The 18,609-nt window shown below is 45.3% G+C and carries 19 protein-coding genes; 17 read left to right on the top strand and 2 right to left on the bottom strand.

Features of this window, described 5'->3' with window-relative positions; genetic code table 11:
• Positions 1-93: 93 nt before the first annotated feature.
• Together greA and PXH68_RS07240 are read left to right on the top strand one after the other, a co-directional pair.
• Positions 94-576: a transcription elongation factor GreA gene (greA, locus tag PXH68_RS07245; protein WP_158456736.1), complete on the top strand. Its 483-nt coding sequence runs from the start codon at positions 94-96 to the stop codon at positions 574-576.
• 142 nt (positions 577-718) lie between these two features.
• On the top strand, positions 719-7,189 hold the full coding sequence (locus PXH68_RS07240) for a ZmpA/ZmpB/ZmpC family metallo-endopeptidase (RefSeq protein ID WP_248028601.1): 6,471 nt from the start codon (positions 719-721) through the stop codon (positions 7,187-7,189).
• Positions 7,190-7,245: 56 nt separating this feature from the next.
• Here PXH68_RS07240 and yidC read toward each other — a convergent pair whose 3' ends face one another.
• Complete coding sequence (gene yidC, locus PXH68_RS07235) at positions 7,246-8,148, bottom strand: membrane protein insertase YidC (RefSeq protein WP_248028600.1); 903 nt, start codon at positions 8,146-8,148, stop codon at positions 7,246-7,248.
• Positions 8,149-8,219: 71 nt separating this feature from the next.
• Positions 8,220-8,501, bottom strand: a complete 282-nt coding sequence (locus tag PXH68_RS07230; protein WP_158456728.1) for an acylphosphatase — start codon at positions 8,499-8,501, stop codon at positions 8,220-8,222.
• A 70-nt stretch (positions 8,502-8,571) separates the two neighbouring features.
• On the opposite strand from PXH68_RS07230, the gene PXH68_RS07225 reads away from it, so the two are divergent.
• The 15 genes from PXH68_RS07225 (at position 8,572) to yidD (ending at position 18,460) form a co-directional block, all read left to right on the top strand.
• A complete protein-coding gene (locus PXH68_RS07225; protein ID WP_248028599.1) occupies positions 8,572-9,312 on the top strand; it encodes a TrmH family RNA methyltransferase in 741 nt (246 codons plus the stop codon).
• Between the two features lie 46 nt (positions 9,313-9,358).
• Positions 9,359-9,841, top strand: coding sequence for an HD domain-containing protein (locus tag PXH68_RS07220; protein ID WP_248028598.1), 483 nt, complete (start codon positions 9,359-9,361; stop codon positions 9,839-9,841).
• 20 nt (positions 9,842-9,861) lie between these two features.
• Complete coding sequence (locus PXH68_RS07215; RefSeq protein ID WP_205031428.1) at positions 9,862-10,563, top strand: Bax inhibitor-1/YccA family protein; 702 nt, start codon at positions 9,862-9,864, stop codon at positions 10,561-10,563.
• An 80-nt stretch (positions 10,564-10,643) separates the two neighbouring features.
• A complete protein-coding gene (locus tag PXH68_RS07210) occupies positions 10,644-11,891 on the top strand; it encodes a diaminopimelate decarboxylase (RefSeq protein WP_248028597.1) in 1,248 nt (415 codons plus the stop codon).
• A 99-nt stretch (positions 11,892-11,990) separates the two neighbouring features.
• Complete coding sequence (locus PXH68_RS07205; RefSeq protein WP_158456717.1) at positions 11,991-12,233, top strand: YneF family protein; 243 nt, start codon at positions 11,991-11,993, stop codon at positions 12,231-12,233.
• A gap of 78 nt (positions 12,234-12,311) precedes the next feature.
• Complete coding sequence (gene racE / locus PXH68_RS07200) at positions 12,312-13,106, top strand: glutamate racemase (protein ID WP_158456715.1); 795 nt, start codon at positions 12,312-12,314, stop codon at positions 13,104-13,106.
• Positions 13,103-13,465 (top strand): hypothetical protein, encoded by a 363-nt coding sequence (locus tag PXH68_RS07195; RefSeq protein WP_248028596.1) that lies wholly within the window; start codon positions 13,103-13,105, stop codon positions 13,463-13,465. The genes racE and PXH68_RS07195 overlap by 4 nt, the downstream gene beginning before the upstream one ends.
• Positions 13,466-13,525: 60 nt before the next feature.
• Positions 13,526-14,533, top strand: a complete 1,008-nt coding sequence (locus tag PXH68_RS07190; protein ID WP_248028595.1) for a nucleoside-triphosphate diphosphatase — start codon at positions 13,526-13,528, stop codon at positions 14,531-14,533.
• Positions 14,509-15,036, top strand: a complete 528-nt coding sequence (locus tag PXH68_RS07185; RefSeq protein WP_205031420.1) for a metallophosphoesterase — start codon at positions 14,509-14,511, stop codon at positions 15,034-15,036. Before PXH68_RS07190 ends, PXH68_RS07185 begins: the two co-directional genes overlap by 25 nt.
• On the top strand, positions 15,033-15,485 hold the full coding sequence (cbpB, locus tag PXH68_RS07180) for a cyclic-di-AMP-binding protein CbpB (RefSeq protein ID WP_248028594.1): 453 nt from the start codon (positions 15,033-15,035) through the stop codon (positions 15,483-15,485). Before PXH68_RS07185 ends, cbpB begins: the two co-directional genes overlap by 4 nt.
• Entirely contained in the window at positions 15,482-16,213 is a 732-nt protein-coding gene (xerD, locus tag PXH68_RS07175) for a site-specific tyrosine recombinase XerD (RefSeq protein ID WP_248028593.1), read from the top strand. The genes cbpB and xerD overlap by 4 nt, the downstream gene beginning before the upstream one ends.
• On the top strand, positions 16,213-16,932 hold the full coding sequence (locus PXH68_RS07170; protein ID WP_205031417.1) for a segregation/condensation protein A: 720 nt from the start codon (positions 16,213-16,215) through the stop codon (positions 16,930-16,932). Before xerD ends, PXH68_RS07170 begins: the two co-directional genes overlap by 1 nt.
• Complete coding sequence (scpB, locus tag PXH68_RS07165) at positions 16,916-17,485, top strand: SMC-Scp complex subunit ScpB (protein WP_205031415.1); 570 nt, start codon at positions 16,916-16,918, stop codon at positions 17,483-17,485. Before PXH68_RS07170 ends, scpB begins: the two co-directional genes overlap by 17 nt.
• Positions 17,475-18,218 (top strand): pseudouridine synthase, encoded by a 744-nt coding sequence (locus PXH68_RS07160; RefSeq protein WP_205031413.1) that lies wholly within the window; start codon positions 17,475-17,477, stop codon positions 18,216-18,218. The genes scpB and PXH68_RS07160 overlap by 11 nt, the downstream gene beginning before the upstream one ends.
• Entirely contained in the window at positions 18,215-18,460 is a 246-nt protein-coding gene (gene yidD, locus PXH68_RS07155) for a membrane protein insertion efficiency factor YidD (protein WP_205031411.1), read from the top strand. The genes PXH68_RS07160 and yidD overlap by 4 nt, the downstream gene beginning before the upstream one ends.
• Positions 18,461-18,609 lie beyond the last annotated feature (149 nt).

Below are 18,609 nucleotides of genomic sequence, written 5' to 3'. Positions count from 1 at the left end.
GAGTCTATCCCGTAACAAAATTATGTGGTTTTGCCACATAATTTTGTTTTCGTATTTTATGATCAAAATAAAACAATACAAAAAGGAATTATCATGGCAGAAAAAACCTACCCTATGACCCTTCTTGAGAAGGAAAAATTAGAAAAAGAATTAGAAGAACTAAAATTGGTTCGTCGTCCAGAAATCGTTGAGCGTATTAAAATTGCGCGTTCTTATGGAGACCTTTCAGAGAACTCAGAATATGAGGCAGCCAAAGATGAGCAGGCTTTTGTTGAGGGTCAAATCTCAATGATTGAAACGAAAATTCGTTATGCTGAAATCGTTAACTCAGATGCGGTTGCTGCGGACGAAGTCGCTATCGGTAAATCTGTAACGGTTCAGGAAGTCGGCGAATCAGATGAGGAAGTTTACCATATTGTTGGTGCTGCGGGTGCAGATGCTTTTGCAAACAAGGTATCCAATGAAAGTCCGATTGGACAAGCCTTGATTGGTAAAAAAACTGGTGACCTAGCTACTGTTGAAACCCCTGTTGGTAGCTACCAGGTGAAGATTTTGAAGGTTGAAAAATCAGTATAAGTCGCTAAAGCGGAGTTGGGCATGAGCCCGGCTCTTTTTTTATTTACAATATAATGTATATTATTATGATATTGTGTGCATTTTGAGAAGTTTTGTACTAAAATAAGGATAGGATTATACGTTTAATAATAAAGGAGGAAAAATGAGTAGTTTTTTTTATGAAAAGCGAAAAGCATTTTCGATACGGAAATTGTCCGTAGGTGTCCTATCTCTCTGTATTGCAAACTTTGCTTTAGCACCTCTTTTGGCTACACCGCAGGTTTTAGCTAATGAGATTCAGTCGGAAAGAGATCTAAAGCAGATCCAGTTTCGCTATGTCTTAGATAGTGAACTGAATCGTAAGGATCTTGAAAGATTGGTTGAGGTCTTACCAGCCAAGGTCAGTCAGGATGTGACTTACTATTTGGTATATCAGGTAGAGCGGCCTGCCATCTTGCCAGCCACTGGGCAAATTGCTTCTCAGCTGGGTTTGGTGCTTGCTGGAGGCTTTCTCTTGGTTGGTTTGGTAGCAAGTCGTTCGAAAAAGGCACGTGTCGTCTGCTTGCTTTATGTCACAATCGGCGGAGCAGTCTTTCCTGTTTTAGAGTTAGCTGCCCTAGAATCGTCAGTCTTAGCATCCCATAATCAAACAATCACCTTAGCAGTTGGGGACTCTCTTCCAGACGGAAAAATTCAGATTGCAGGTCACCGCTTTTTAGGTTATTTGGTGGATGGAGAAAAAGCAGAGCTTACGCAGAAGAAAGCGGAGGTAGCAGGCAGGACAAATTCCGCTAGTCAGGGTGAGCAGGAAAGCCTTTCGCAAAAAAATGAGAAGGATTTTCTTCATGAAGACAAGGAAATAGAGCAGGTTACACAGCCGGAGATCTTGCCAGAAATCCGTTACCGTGAAGAGGTTGAAGTCCTGCCAGCGCCTGTTGAAGAAAGAGAAGATCCCAACCTAGTTGTGGGAGAAAGCAGAATGGAAGAAGGTCAGGATGGACAACGGACCTATCACTACAAAGAAACCTGGGTAAACAATCACTTAGTTCAAACAGACTTATTGGATATCCAGGAGACTCCAGCCCGTCCACAGATTCTCTATAAGGGCAGTAAGGCGGTTGAAAACCAAGACCAAGTTGAGACAATAAGTTGGTCTCTTGGAGAAGAAAGTTTGAACTACAAGGTGGTGCCATTGGCCTTTGATTTGCAGCAACGGACCGAACGCCAAGACCTAGCTATTGCAGAAGTAGAGATTCGAACAGATAGACTTCTGGTAGGAGAAACAGAGCGACAGCCAGGCCAGGCTGGTCAGCTTATCATTGACTACCAAGATGTGGTCGTCGCTGGTCAAGTAGTGGCCAGCAAGGAGTTGGGGCGACAAGAAATTGCTGGGAAACCAAGCATTCTGTATATTGGGACTAGGGAGGAAGGGACTGCTCTTCCAGAACAGCTACAAGAAGAGGTCACACAGGTTCCTGACCAAGCCCCTCAACAAATCCCTCCAGCTGCCCTAGAGTTTGAATTGGTCAATCGAACTGCTTCAGAAGATCTACCAATAGTGGTGGAGAGAGTGGAAACAGACCGCCTTCCGAGCTGTGAAACAGAGATTGAAGAAGGTCAGGCAGGGCGAATAGAAATAGACTACCAAGATGTGGTTGTCGCAGGACAAGTTGTAGCAAGCAATGAATTGTCTCGTCGTGAGTTTCCGGGACGTCCTAGTATTCACTATATTGGAATAGGTGAAACAGAGGAGATTGTAAGCTCTGAAGCAATCGTACAAGTCCCAGATTATGCTCCAAGTCGTCCTGCTTTGCCAAGTCTTCCGATTCAGGAGCTTAGCCGGTCTGAGGAAATTAGCTTGGAAATCCCAGAGGAACGGATTTCAACGCAGGATCTAGCACGGGGTCAAACTCGAGTAGAAGAAGGGCGAGCAGGCAAGCACATCATCCAATACAAGGATACCTTTGTTGATGGGAAACTCATTTCGAGCCAGGAAACTAGTCGAGAGGAAATTCCGTCAATTAGTCGGAGAATTTTTGAAGGGATAGGGATTGATGAAAAACTAGTTGCCCCTTTATACCAGTCAGATAAGCCAGTCGCACAGATTGAGCGAGTAGAGGAAATTGTTTCCCATGGCTTTAGGGAAGAAATCAATGCCGATTTGCGCCAAGATGAGGTTGTTGTCTTACCGGGTAGAAATGGCCTCAAGGAAGTCACCTATGCTCGTATTAGCGACCAGCGAACTGTCTTAACCAGTCGAGTCTTGGAAGAAGCACAGGATCAGGTTACTGTCCGAGGTAGCCGTCAGGATGGTAAGCTAGTTGCTCCTTTGTATCAAGCAGACAAGCCTGTTGCAAAAATCCGGTACCAGATCGAACAGGTCCCCTTTAGCCACCGAGAGGAAGAGCGACCAGAGTGGTTAGAAGGACGGATTGAGATGCAGGAAGGGCAGACTGGGGAAAATCGCCTGACCTATTTTGACATTGGCGACCAATCTCATTTGGTGAAGAGAGAGGTGATTCGCGAAGCGCGAGACCAGATTACCTACCGAGGCAGTAAGGTCGTCGAACTCCCAACTCCTCCTAGTCCAGCGCTAGAAGAATTTGGACCAAAACCAACACTCAGTCTTCGTCTGACCCAGACGGACAAGGAAGGCAAGTCAGTTAGTCTAGCTTATCTGTTAGAAGACAAGGCCAAACGCTTCCAATCGGCTCGAGCAAGTCTCTATATTGGTGATACCCTCGTGGAAACCAAGGAGTTGAAGGTTCAAGGTCTCTTCCGTCAAGTTACATTTAGTCAACTGCAAGAAAATATTGATTACACTGTTCGGGCAGAAATTACCTACCGAGCAGGTGAACAAGAGTTGACAGATTCAGTTGCTGACGAAGCAAATGTAACCCTTGAAACCCGTCGTATCCAGTTTAAGCATACGGACCGGCCAGAATTATGGCAGTTTACCAATGGCCAGGCGACCCGTATTTTGCAGCTGAATGAGATTCCAAAAGAGACCAGTTCATACTATATCAAACTAGTTTCTGAAGAGGCCAAGGAAGTACTCCTGCCGGTGGCAAGTATTCAGACCCAGGATGCAGCTCATTTCCGTGTCAGGGCTAGACTGGACAATCTCGTCGAAGATAAGCAAGCAAATGGGCAATTTTCAAATGACTTGACTTTTGATATTCCGAGAAATACGCCTGTTCGTACGGGCAGCTATCGTGATTTTGCTCAATTGGTACAAGCTATGAACCAAAATCTAACAGGGGAATTCCATTTGGCCGGAGATATGACGGCAAGTGGCTTTCAAACTAGTGTTGGTCAAACTGCTTATGTATTGGGTGAATTCAAAGGTCGCCTCGTCGGAAATGGTTATAGTATTTACGATTTGTCCCTCCCATTCCTTGAAAAATTGGGAGCGGGAGCTCGTGTTCAGGATCTACACCTAAAAGAGGTTGCGATTCACCAACCACAAGCTAGCCATGTCGGTGCCCTTGCCAAGGAATCCTATGCACAAGATGTAGAGGTAAGCGATGTAGCTGTGCAAGGGCAGTTGACTGCGGCAGATAATATTGGTGGTCTTGTGGGCCATTTTGCAGGAGGCCGCTTAGCGGATATTAGTTTTAAAGGCTCCATCCGTAGCCTGACAACTGCAAATACAGATAACCGCCTTGGAGGTATTGCCGCATGGCTTGGTGGAAGTGGCCAGATTGACGGTGCTGTAACAGATGCCCAGCTGATGGCCATCTCATCAGGTAGCAAGATTGGAGGCATTGTCGGCCAAGTGGAGGGAGCTTCTAACATTCGTCGTGTCTTTGCTAGCGGCTTGATTACATCTTCGGCAAGTGCAGACACGGAAAATGGCGGATTGGTCGGCACTATCTTATCTTCAGCAGGACGGATTAGCCGGATCAGTCAAGGTCTATCGACCGTTCAAGTAACGGAAGGTAAACCTGTGTATGGTTTCCCCTTGGATAACCAGTCCCAGCTGAGTCAACTTTACTACCTGTCAGAAGAGGAAAGTTCGGATAGCGATTGGCACGCCCAGGCAATTGAATCCAATCAAGTGGAGCAACTGCTGGCACAGTTTGGTTTGACACAGCTTCGTGAAAGGATTCAGACATCCCCTACTTCCCAGGAAGTTTATCAGGCCTTTGCTCATTATCGACCATCTCGCTTGCAGGCTTATCGAAACATGGAAAAACTCCTTCCATTCTACACTCGTGATGTCCTCATCCAGCAGGCCAACCGACTGGAGGATGGAGATAGCCTGGTAACCAAGCAACTCCTAGATGTTCAAGCCTTGTCTGGCCAGGAACTGGTCTTCTATATAACAACAGAAAAACCAGTGACAGGCTTGCTGCTACACTATGCGGATGGTAGTTCAGAGCAGGTATATCTGAATAAGCGCAGTGATTTGGTGGTCAATGGCGGAGCGATTCAAGAATATATCCTACTGGATAGAAACATCAGCTATACACCAGATAATTATGCATTTTCACCTCGCCAAAGCCAAGCAGTCAACAGCTTGATAGCAGAATTGACAGCAGTTCAATTTGATTCGCAAGAAATTCGACAAGCGCTGGGAATTCAAACTCAAAATAACCTTGACTTGGCCAAACTCTTCTTAGAAGAATCCTTTAACCAAGTCAAATCAGATGTGGAAAGACACCTGATAGACCTACTTTCAAGCAACTGGTTGTTCTTGGATACCAACAGCGCAGGTTTTGCCAGCCTAATGGAGGAAATCCGGACCAATAAGGCAGCATTTTTGCTGGGGCTCGCCTATATGAACCGTTGGTATGCGATTACCTTTGGGGAAAGACAGGTGAAGGACTTGATGATAAAAGAGGGCAGCTTCTTTGGGCGCAATCAGAACAGTCTTGATAGATTGATCCAGTTGGGTAATTTAGGAAAAGCAGCCCTACAACCTAAATACAACTATGTAATCGGTAGTGGTTTAGTCGCAGGACCTAGCCTGCAATCTGATTTATTTGGCTATCTGGAAGCCCTCCGCCAAGTCTTTTCCCCAGACAAAACGACGAGTCAGTGGTTCAATGAGAGCAGCAAGGCCTTTATTCTAGAGATCAAATCGGAAGTTGCAAGTGCACGTGCTAAACAAGATAACCCAACCAGTCCCTACCACCATGTAGAAGTCTATCAGAAAATCAGTAGCCGACCATGGCGGTTCAAAGAGATGGCCTTGATACTTTTGACCATGCCAGGTGAAGGAATCTTTGTCGTCAGCAACATGACCTCCCTCTTCCTTGGGATGTATGAACACAGTGTCAAAGAATGGACGCTAGCAGAATATGAAAAGGTCAAGGAACGAGTGCGAGCAGCTGCCAAGCATTGGAATGCTCACTCAGACTATCTCTATAATATCCTCCCAGAAAGTCACAAGGACAAGGTATTTAGCCATGTTATTAACTGGGACAGCCGTCTTTTGAAAGGAAGATGGTTGAGCCTCTTAGACCCAACCCCAAGCATGCGGTATTTCTTTGGTCCGCTTGGTAAGGACCATACTCACTATGAGGGAACCTTTGCTTATTCACTTGGGTATGACAATGTCTTTGACTGCTTGGATATGATGGGTGAGCGAGCAGCTTCTACCTACACCCATGAACTGACCCATGTCTTGGAGGATGATGTCTACCTACTCGGCCATTCGCGCCGCAATGGAATGAGTCCCGAAGTCTTTGCGGAAGGCCTCTTCCAATCAAATCCGTGGAGTGACCAAGATCGTTTGACCATCAATAGTCTCTTTGACCATAGTGACAAGGAAAGTTTCAAACGCTTGACCAACCTGAGCCCGCAACGCTTTCAGTCGACAGAAGACTTGCAAACCTATCTGCGTGGCTACTTTGATGTATTGTACAGTCTGGACTATTTAGAAGCAGAAGCAGTTCTAAAACAGAGTAGCTATGTTCGTCAAAATTGGTTCAATCAATTGGTGACGCTTGATGATAACGGCATTCTTATCCGTAAGTTACCATACGAAACAAGTATCAGTTCCTTTGAAGAGTTGATTGACAAGGGCCTTGTCTCCAGACGATTCTACGACCCAGAAGGAAAGTCAGATAGTATCCAATACCCAGCTAGTCAGTACCATAGCATCTCTGCCTTAGACCCGATGTATGGTGCTCTAAACGATGACGGACCTAGTCGAAATGAGATGCATTTCCGCAAGCTAGCCTTTGAATTTTTAGCAGAATATGGTTACGAAGATGGTTTGGTAGCCTATGCTTCCAACAAATTCCGCAGTGAGTTGGGCTACCGTTCAGCTGATAGCCAGGTCATTGCCAAGATGAGCGATGGAGAGTTCGACTCTGCTGCAGCCTTTCGGAAGGCTATGTTTAGACGCCGTATAGAAAAACTGGATCAGTTGAAGCCAATTACCATCCGAGGACGGGCTGATGGCGGTTATTTCCATGGACCAACCCGAACGATTAGCAGTTTGCAGGAACTGAAAGAGTTAATGGCAAAAGCAGTAGACCATGATGCCTCTTGGCAACAATATTACAGTCAGTATGATTACTTTAGCAAGGAAAAATCGCAGGTATATGGCCTGAAAGCAGCCCTTTTGAATGCCTTCTTGCTAGAGACAGAAGACTTTAAACAGTCCATTTATCGACCGTAATGGCTGTAAAAAGGATAAAAAGAACCCTCCATTTTTATAATGGAGGGTTTTGCTTGTTAGCGTGACCGTTGCTTGCCAGCGTTACGGTTTTGCTTTTTATTTTCAATCGATTGGGCAGCAGATGGGGTAACATCCTTGACCTTGCCTTGAACTGGTTTGAGAGGTTTGTTTTTCATTTCCTCTTCCACTTGTTGACGAATTTTTGGTTTGATAATAAAGTTGGTGATGGCTTGTTGTAAGAGACCGAAGATACCTCCGACTACCCAGTAAAGGGTCACACCAGCAGGAGAAACCATAGAGAAGTAACCAATCATCAATGGGTTCATATACATCATAGCACGCATTTGTTTTTTCTGCTCCTCATCCATACCAACCATCATCAGAAGGGACTGGAAGTAGTAGAGAATAGCAGCGACAGCTGTCAAGACTAAGCTAGATGAGCCAAGGTCGATTCCCAAAAAGCTAGCTTCTGAGATACCTGGTGTATGGCGAGCTGCAAAGTAAATTGCAGAGAAGAATGGCATTTGGATGAGAAGCGGTAGACAGCCCATACCACCAAGAATGCTGACTCCGTACTCTTTTTGAGTAGCCATGAGCTCTTGTTGGGCAGCTAGTTGCTCTTCTTGCGAGCTAGCGTTTCGCATCCGCTCTTGGATAGGAGCCAAGATTGGCTTGAGGTAGTTCATCTTTTCAGATTGATAAGCCGCTTTTTTGGACTGGTAGATACCAAGTGGTAGAATAACCAGACGGACCAAGATGGTCACGATGATAATCGCAAGTCCAAAGCCCAAACCTTGATTTTCGGCAAAGAAGGTAATCAAGTTGGACATGGGTTGACCGAGCAGGTTCCAAACGAGACCAGTCGGGTTACCATTTGAGTCAGTGCTCACACAACCTGACAGGAGCAAAAGTGTTGCCAGGCTAAGCCCTGACAAGTAGAGACGTTTTGATTGTTTCACGTTGTAAACTTTCCTTTTCTTAATGTCATGATACTGTCTATTGTACTTTTTTTGAAAAAAATATACAAGTTTTACCTATGGCTGACCTGAAAATCATCATAGTCAGAAAAATTAGCCAGGGTTGCATCTAGGTAAGTGACCTTGGACATGCGGGACGGGCCTTTTCGGATTTCATGGATAAAATGGCTGAGCTTCTCACTATTTTCAGACTGGACAAGGATGGTGACAGTACCATCTTCATTGTTCCAAACTCGTCCATAGATATCTCCAATTTCCAAGGCTAGATAATAAACGGACCAGCGAAAACCAACTCCCTGAACTCGACCAGAGACAATTAATTTCAGCTTTCTCATAGGTTTCTCCTTTTGACAAGTTCCTGACTTTATTATATCATGATTGCAAAGTGAAAGAAATGAGGAATCTATGGAAATTATCCGTTCCAAGGCCAATACAAGTGTCAAAGAAGCCAAAAAATTACATCAAAAAAAACACCGAACATCTTCCTATCTGATCGAAGGCTGGCACCTTTTAGAAGAAGCGCAAAAAGCAGGAGCTAAAATTGAACAAGTTTTTGTTGTGGAAGAATTGGCCGATAGGGTGGCAGATTTGCCAAAAGTGAAAGTCGTGAGTCCAGAAATCTTGCAGGATTTAGCAGACAGCCCATCTCCCCAAGGTGTTGTTGCCCAGATCGGTCTTCCGACTCTGGATTTGCCAGAGCAATTAAGGGGGCGTTATTTAGTATTGGAAGATGTCCAAGATCCAGGAAATGTCGGAACCATGATTCGAACAGCAGATGCTGCAGCCTATGACGGGGTCTTCATGTCAGACAAGTCAGCAGACATTTATAGTATGAAGGTCTTACGTTCGATGCAGGGGAGTCATTTTCACCTTCCGGTTTACCGACAACCCATGTCTGATATTTTAGAGTTTCTCCGTAAGAATCAGGTAGAGATTCTGGCAACGACCCTCTCGAGTCAGTCGGTCGACTACAAACAAGTGCGACCGCAGGGCAGCTTTGCCTTGGTCATGGGAAATGAAGGTCAGGGGATATCAGAGCAGGTTGTGACTGCAGCAGACCAGCTGGTTCATATCTCTATGCCAGGACAGGCGGAAAGTCTAAACGTTGCTGTTGCGGCTGGTATTTTGGTCTTTAGCTTTATTTAAGTCAAGCAGGATAAACTGTGGTATAATCTAGAAACGAGGATTGGATATGACAGTTTATAAAAACGATAAAGAATTCATGCATTATGTAGGGGGACTGCTTGATAGCCCCAAAGTTCAGAAATTAGGGAAGATTACCCATCACTATCATTCAACGCGTTTGGAGCATTCGATCAATGTCTCCTACACCAGTTATAAAATTGCCAAGAAATTTGGCTGGGATGCTCGGGCGACTGCTAGAGGCGGTCTCCTGCACGATCTCTTTTTCTATGACTGGCGAGATACCAAGTTTACACGTAGCCATGCTTGGACCCATCCGCGGATTGCGGTTCGAAATGCCCGTAAGTTGACTAAGTTGAGCAAGGTTGAAGAAGATATCATCGTCAAACATATGTTTGGGGCTACCTTGGCACCTCCTCGTTATAAGGAAGCTTGGATTGTGACCTGTGTGGACAAATATTGGGCAGTCCGTGAAGCCACCCTTCCTCTACAACATCGCTGGAAGAACCGAAAGATTTTACGTTTTACCTAAACCATCTCAAAGGAGTTTATATGAATAACAATCAATTTATTATCAATCAAGTCGAACAATCCGCTCTCAACCGATTCTTCGCTCGTATCTACGGTGTGGTTGCCATTGGAATCGGAATTTCAACCCTAGTTGCCTTCTTGTCATTGACGGTATTTTGGCCGCTGACAAGCACCCTTTTGACAGGTGGTAGCGTCTTTCTCATCGTAATCATGTTGGCACAGATTGCCTTGGTATTTGCTGCATCTAGCATGGCTGCTAAAAATAGTCCGCTGGCCTTGCCCATGTTTGTTGGCTATTCTGCCTTGAACGGTTTTACCATCGGTTTGATTTTGCTTCGTTATACTGGTGCAACTGTCGTGACTGCTTTTCTTTCAACTGCCTTGATGTTTGTCGTGATGGCGGTGATTGGGGCCACCACTAAGAAAGATTTATCTGCCATGGGACAAGCCTTGCGAGCAGCCTTGTGGGGAATTTTTATTGCAGGTATTATCAATATTTTCTTCCGTTCGTCAGGCTTAAGCTTTGTCATGTCAATTGTATCGGTATTGGTTTTCTCAGGCTTGATTGCCTATGACAACCAACGCATCCGCAATGTCTTTGAGCAAACTGGTGGCAATGTTGGTCAAGGCTGGGTTGTCTCAATGGCCTTGCAACTTTATCTTGACTTTATCAACCTTTTCCTCAACCTGCTTCGTATTTTCAGTAGCTTGAGTCGCGATTAATCAATTCCCACTCCTTTTGAGTGGGTTTTCCTTTATCTCTATGCTATAATAGTTAGAAATTTATAAGATAGGATGAGACCATGACAAAAACACCGTTTATCAGTAAAGAAGCTCTTGAAACTATTACTAGTCAATTTCCAACTCCTTTTCATTTGTACGATGAAAAAGGAATTCGGGAGAAGGCCCGTGCCCTCAATGCGGCTTTTTCTTGGAACAAAGGCTTCAAGGAATATTTTGCCGTTAAGGCAACGCCAACGCCAGCCATTTTGAACATTCTTCGGGAAGAGGGGTGTGGTGTTGACTGTGCCACCGACGTGGAAGTGCTCATGAGTGCCAAACTTGGTTTTACCGACATCATGTTCACCTCTAACGATACCCAGGCTCAAGAATTCGTTTATGCGCGTGAAGTTGGAGCGACCATTAACTTGGATGCCTACGAACACATTGCCTTTTTGAAGGAAGTGGCTGGCATTCCTGAAACAGTCTGCCTCCGCTACAATCCAGGTGGCACCTTCTCTCTGGGAACGGACATCATGGACCATCCAGAAGAGTCCAAGTTTGGCATGACCAAGGATCAGCTCATGCAGGGGTATAAAGAATTGAAAGACTTGGGAGTCAAGGAGTTTGGGCTTCATGCCTTTCTAGCTTCCAATACCGTGACAAATGACTACTATCCAGAGTTGGCTCGTCAGTTGTTTGAACTTGCCTTGGAGATTCGTCAGGAAACAGGGGTAACCCTTGACTTTATCAACCTGTCTGGCGGTATAGGGGTTAACTATCGTCCAGACCAAGAACCAAATGACATCGCCATCATTGGTGAAGGGGTACGCAAGGTTTATGAAGAAATCCTGACGCCAGCTGGTATGGGAAAGGTCAAGATTTTTACAGAATTGGGCCGCTTCATGCTGGCTCCCCACGGCCACCTTATCACCAAAGTTCTCCACCGCAAGGAAACCTATCGGACCTATATTGGTGTTGATGCGTCGGCTGCCAATCTCATGCGTCCAGCCTTTTACGGGGCCTACCATCACATTACCAACATTTCTCGCCCAGATGCGCCAATTGAAGTAGTGGATGTGGCTGGCTCCCTTTGCGAGAATAACGACAAGTTTGCAGTCAACCGTGAATTGCCACGAGCAGAAGTGGGGGACACCCTCGTTATTCATGACAGCGGAGCCCACGGCTTCTCCATGGGCTACAACTACAACGGTCGTCTGCGTTCAGCGGAGATTCTTCTTGAGGAAAATGGCGGAGCGCGCATGATTCGTCGGGCAGAAACCCCAGAAGACTACTTTGCGACCTTGTATGGATTCGAATTTGACAGGTAAGTCTTGGAAAAACGGTCTTAATTTGGTATAATAGTGTCAGTTGAGACAGGTTCTCGCTAAGCAGAAATGTATAAAGAAAAGTCAGGAGATTGACACATTATGTCAGTACATATTGGAATTGTTATTTTATTGGTTGTCTTAGCACTTGCTGGTGGTGTAGCTCTCGGTATTTACTTGTCACGTAAGCAAGTGGAAAAATTCATCGCTGATAAGCCGATTTTGGATGAAAATGCCCTTCGTTTGATGATGAGTCAAATGGGTCAAAAGCCAAGCGAAGCAAAGGTACAACAAGTACTACGCCAAATCAAGAGCCAACAAAAAGTTGCAAGCAAGAAAAAATAAGAATAAATGGGACTAGGGATTCATCCCAGTCCCTTTTCAGTAGAGCCAGTTGGAAATTGGCAACTAAGGAAGAGATATATGGATAATCGACCTATTGGATTTTTAGATTCTGGTGTCGGTGGATTGACGGTAGCAAGAGAGCTTATGCGTCAGCTACCACATGAGGAAATCGTCTATATTGGAGATTCTGCTCGAGCGCCTTATGGGCCAAGACCGGCAGAGCAAATTAAAGAGTACACCTGGCAATTGGTCCGTTTTCTATTGACCAAGGATGTCAAAATGATTGTGTTTGCCTGCAATACCGCAACAGCGGTTGCTTGGGAGGAAGTCAAAGAAGCCTTGGACATTCCTGTCTTGGGAGTGATTTTGCCAGGGGCATCTGCAGCAATCAAGGCTAGTCAGACTGGAAAAATCGGTGTGTTAGGAACTGCCATGACCATTCAGTCAGACATTTACAGAACGAAAATCCAAGCCTTGTCTCCAGAGATGCAGGTAGAAAGTCTAGCCTGCCCCAAATTTGCTCCCCTGGTAGAATCCAATAACTACCAGTCCAGCTTGGCCAAGAAGGTCGTTTATGAGACCCTAAGACCCCTGGTTGGGAAGGTAGATACCTTGGTTTTGGGCTGTACCCATTACCCCCTCTTGCGGCCTATTATTCAAAACGCTATGGGGCAGGATGTCAAACTGATTGATTCGGGAGCAGAATGTGCGCGTGACATTTCAGTCCTACTGAATTATTTTGAGATCAACCGGAGCCGCAGTTTGGAAAAGACCCAGCACCGTTACTATACAACTGCCAGTCCGCTAGCCTTTCGCGAAATCGCAGAAAATTGGCTGGGAATGGCCATCGAAGTGGAGCATGTAAGCCTATGACAGAACGCATTTACGAATACAAGGATGAACAGGACTGGTTTATTGGAAAATGGGACGGATTTAACTACCTGACTTGTTTTGGTGATGACCAGACCTATGAGACTGTACAGGATGATTTTCACCGATTGGTTGCTGGCCTCCAAGTGGAGGGCTTGCAGGTACATGTAGTGAAACTGCAGTCCATGGCGACTTTTCTACGGTTTTTAGTAGAGACCATCAATCAAGAGCAAGATCGTTATCTGCAGTTGGTCCAACACAAAGGTGGACAGTTGGTGATGGAACAAGACCGCCTCTTGTATGTGCATCTGGACAAGGCAGGAGTCTTGGTGGCTGATTTTTTTGAACAACCAGAGGTGTAAAGATCGTTTTTTCAGTGTCGATTGACCTTCAAGTATAGTGGAAGTGGAGCATATAAGCCTATGGCAGAAAAAATTTTTGAATACAAAGACGAGAACAATTGGTTTATCGGAAAGGCTAGCTTTTCCAATCTCATCTCTAGTTTTGGAGAGACTGGTAGAGAACAGGAGCTCTTTCTATTTGGTTACCTCCTGGACCGCTTGATTGCCAGCAATTATTCGGATGAAAACCATAACAAGTGTGCAATTATTGAAGTCATTGCAATTCAATCCGACTTTGCCCTCATTCAATTCGCCTGTGATATTTTGAATGAACTAAACCAGCGCCAGTTTAAGGTTCTCCAACATCAGGGGGCTATTCTGGTGACGGAAGGAAGCAAGCTCTTTCTTGCCCACCTACCAAGTGAAGGACTTGAAACAGCAAGATTTTTTGGACAAGAAAAGGGATTTGCGGGCATTGGTGATACCATTTTGATTGCGACAAAAAACGAAGGGAAGACAAAGGAATTTCGCCGATTTTTTGAGCGATTTGGTTATCAAGTAGAAAACCTCAATCACTATCCTGACCTACCAGATGTGGCTGAAACAGGCATGACTTTTGAAGAAAATGCTCGTTTGAAAGCTGAGACAATCGCAGCATTGACTGGGAAAATGGTCTTAGCGGATGATTCAGGGCTAAAAGTAGATGCCCTAGGTGGCTTACCAGGGGTATGGTCAGCTCGATTTGCTGGTGCAGATGCAACAGATGAGCAAAATAATGCCAAGCTCCTACATGAACTAGCTATGGTCTTTGACATCCAGGATCGCTCGGCTCAATTTCACTGTACACTTGTCATCGCTGCACCTGAACGGGAAAGTTTGGTCGTAGAAGCGGACTGGGCTGGCTATATTGGCATGGACTTGCGCGGTGAAAATGGCTTTGGTTATGATCCACTATTCTTGGTGGGAGAGACAGGAAAAACATCTGCAGAACTAGCCCTCGATGAGAAAAACAGAATTTCCCATCGTGCACAGGCTCTAGAAAAATTAATGGAGGCATTTCCAAAATGGCAGGAGCAAGCAAACGCATAATTGTCATGAGTGATTCGCACGGAGACCGTGCCATCGTTGAAGAAATCAAACAGCACTACCTAGGAAAGGTTGATGCCTTCTTTCATAATGGGGATTCCGAACTCGACAGTCAGGATGAACTGTGGGATGGAGTTCATGTAGTCAATGGCAACTGTGATTACAGAGGTAACTTTCCAGATAATCTTGTGACCGATTTAGATGGTGTTCGCATTGCGCAGACCCACGGTCATCTGTATGGGATTAATTACGGATGGCAACGCTTGGATTACTGGGCACAGGAAGTGGAGGCAGATATTTGTCTCTATGGTCATCTCCATGTGCCAGATGCTGAGGTACGTGGCAAGACCCTTTTTCTCAATCCAGGCTCAGTCCGTCAACCACGTGGCTTGGTTCAAGAGTGCCTTTATGCTATGGTGACCATCTCAGAAGACCACTATCGTGTCGAATTTTTCACCAGACAGCACCAAGCTTATCCACTATTAACAAAGGAATTTAGCCGATGATTGCAGCAGAATTTGAAGAATTTTTATTGGCACAAGAAGAGACCTTTCTAACTCCAGCAGATAAGCTAGCGGTTATTATTGATAGTCATAATATGGACCATGCCAAGCTCTTGCTCAGTCACATGACCTACTCTCGTGTTCCTGTTGTGACGGAAGACAATCTCTTTTTTGGGACCATTGGTCTCAGGGAAATTATTCAGTATCAAGCTCAGCATGAATTGACTGATGATCAATTGAACCAGGATGTAGCCCTTATTGCCAAGCAGGATGTGGCAAGGATTGGTCCAGATTATCATCTGGAAGAAGTGATGCGAAAACTAATCGACGAACCCTTCCTTCCAGTTGTGGGAGACCAGGGTGAATTTTTAGGGATTATCACACGAAAATCAATTTTGAAGGCTGTCAATGCACTTTTGCACCACAACGGATTTGGAGAACAGACAGTATGACACCTGCCATGATTGTAGCTTTTTTACAAGAGAAACAGTTGTCTGTACAGTCGCAACAAGCTTACAAGGGTGATCTCCGGCAGTTTTTGGAGATTTGTCCTCGCTTGGACCAGTCAGGATTGGTTCAGTACCAAGCCTTTTTACAAGGTCTCAAACCGACTGCCCAGAGACGCAAGGTATCTGCTGTCAACCAATTTATCTATTTTCTCTATACAAGAGGGCAGGTGGAACGCTTTTATAAGTTAGAAGCGGTCTCTAGCCCGGTTCTGACCAAAAAGCGACAGGCCCCAGTCCACTTGGATGCCTTGTGGTTGGAAACAGAGCTGCTAGACGGTCAACTGATGGCACTCTTAATGAGCCAGTTGGGATTGACACCGAGTGAGTTGATGGGGCTTAAGTTGGAACAGCTAGACCTCGAATTTCACATCCTGAATTTGGATAGGGGCGGGCAACGGAGAATCCTAAGCATCCCCAAAACTCTGCTGCCTTATTTAGAGAGTCGAAGGGATCAGGTCTTTCTCTTTGATAAACAAGGGCAACCTTACTCTCGCCAATGGTTTTTCAATCGTCTGTCAGCGTATGTTGGTACACTTGGTCATAGGGAATGGACAGCTCAGTTTTTGAGGGAGCAATTTATTTTGAGCCGCCTGGCAGCAGGTCAGTCCTTGGAGCAAGTTGCCAAGGACTTAGGCTTGAAAACATCAATTAGTTTGGAAAAATACAAGTAATGGATATAAAGTTAAAGGATTTTCAGGGACCGCTGGACTTGTTGCTGCATCTGGTATCCAAGTATCAGATGGATATTTACGAGGTGCCGATTACAGAGGTTATTGAGCAGTATCTGGCCTATATAGCCACCTTGCAGGCTATGCGCTTGGAAGTGGCGGGTGAATACATGGTCATGGCCAGCCAGCTCATGTTGATCAAAAGCCGCAGGCTCTTGCCCAAGGTAGTGGAGCAGGAAGTGGCGGAAGAGGATCCAGAGCAGGTCCTATTGGATCAGTTGGAGGAATACCGCAAGTTCAAGTTACTCAGTGAAAAACTGGGTGAACAGCACGAGGAACGAGCACAATTCTTCTCAAAACCCAAGTTGGAATTGGTCTATGAAGATGTGACCTTAGTACAGGATAAGACGACCATTGATATTTTCCTAGCCTTTTCCAAGGTCATGGCTGAAAAGCAAGCTAGCTTACGCCAGTCTCATACCACCATTGCCCGCGATGAGTACAAGATTGAAGATATGATGGACTATGTGCGGTCACAGTTTTCCAAGACCAAGCGCTTGGAGTTGGGACAGATTTTCAAAGAAAGCAAGGATATGAACGAGGTCATCACCATTTTTCTAGCGACTTTGGAGTTGGTCAAGGTCCATGAGGTCGAGGTGGAGCAGGAGAAAACCTTTGGTAGTATTTATCTAGTGAGGAGGGATCATGAGTCGAATAGCTGAGATTGAAGTCCTGCTTTTTGTAGCAGGTGAAGACGGTTTGACCGTGCGCAATTTAGCTGAAATGCTAGATTTGACACCTTCTGCTGTCTTGCAACAGTTGGAAAAATTAGCCGAAAAATACCAGTCAGATAGTCAGTCAGGCTTGGCGCTCTTGGAATCTTCCAACCGCTATAAGTTGGTGACCAAAAAAGACTACGCAGATCTCTTGCGGATTTATGCCAAGACGCCGATCAACCAGACCATGTCACGAGCCCTCTTGGAAACCCTATCCATTGTGGCATACAAGCAGCCCATTACCCGTGTGGAAGTTGATGACATCCGTGGGGTGAATTCTAGCGGTGCTATTAGTAAACTCCAAGCCTTTGACTTGATTCGGGAGAATGGGAAAAAAGAGGTGATTGGCCGTCCAAATCTCTATGTGACGACCGAGTATTTCTTGGACTACATGGGAATTAACAGTCTGGAAGAATTGCCAGATGTCTCCAACTTGGACTTGGTAGAAGAAGAGGTCGAGCTCTTCACAGAAAGAAATGAGATAGAAGATGAGAATTAATAAGTACATTGCCCACGCTGGTGTAGCCAGTCGTCGTAAGGCAGAGGAATTGATCAAACAGGGCTTGGTAACAGTCAATGGCCAGGTTGTGCGTGAATTAGGAACGACCATCAAGTCAGGTGATAAGGTGGAAGTAGAAGGCCAGCCGATTTACAACGAGGAAAAGGTTTACTACTTACTTCACAAGCCACGAGGTGTGATTTCCAGCGTGTCAGATGATAAGGGAAGAAAAACGGTTATCGACCTCTTGCCTCAAGTCAAGGAACGGATTTATCCAGTGGGTCGACTAGACTGGGATACATCGGGGGTCTTGATTTTGACCAATGACGGTGACTTTACGGACGAGATGATCCACCCACGTAATGAAATTGACAAGGTCTATGTGGCTCGAGTCAAGGGGATTGCCAACAAGGATGTCCTACGACCTTTAACACGAGGTGTGGTCATCGACGGCAAAAAGACCAAGCCTGCGGTCTATGAGATTCTGAAAGTGGATCCAGTTAAAAATCGCTCGGTGGTGGAGTTGACTATCCACGAAGGTCGCAATCATCAGGTCAAGAAGATGTTTGAAGCGGTTGGGTTGCAGGTAGATAAACTGTCACGGACTCGTTTTGGAAATCTGGACCTGACTGGTTTGCATCCTGGCGAAGCCCGTAGGCTCAACAAAAAAGACATCAGCAAGTTGCATACCTTGGCAGTAACCAAGGCCCAAACGGCTAAGAAAAGACGATGAAAAGGCTGTTGATTGGGCTGGTCCGTCTTTACCAGAAGCTGATTTCGCCTCTTTTTCCACCGACTTGTCGCTACAATCCGACCTGCTCCAACTACATGATTGAAGCAATTAATAAACATGGTCTTAAGGGAGTTCTTATGGGCTTGGCCCGTATTGGACGCTGTCACCCCTTTGTGGATGGTGGGGAAGATCCTGTGCCAGACACCTTTAGCCTCAAGCGAAATTCAAAACAGCAGTCCTAGGACGGCTGTTTTTTGATTTGTTTGTGAAGAGATGGTATCAGATTCAAAAAATTTCGAAAAATGAGTCCTTTGACTTGATTTGTCATGGTCTTGTGATATAATGGTTACATGATTTCATTGATTTACCTCAAACCTGTTGTGAGTTAAGT

This window comes from Streptococcus sp. 29896 (genome assembly GCF_032594915.1).
In the GTDB taxonomy this organism is placed as follows: Bacteria; Bacillota; Bacilli; order Lactobacillales; family Streptococcaceae; genus Streptococcus; species Streptococcus suivaginalis.
The sequence above is the reverse complement of the archived record's forward strand: the minus strand, read 5'-3'. Positions and strand labels throughout refer to the sequence as shown.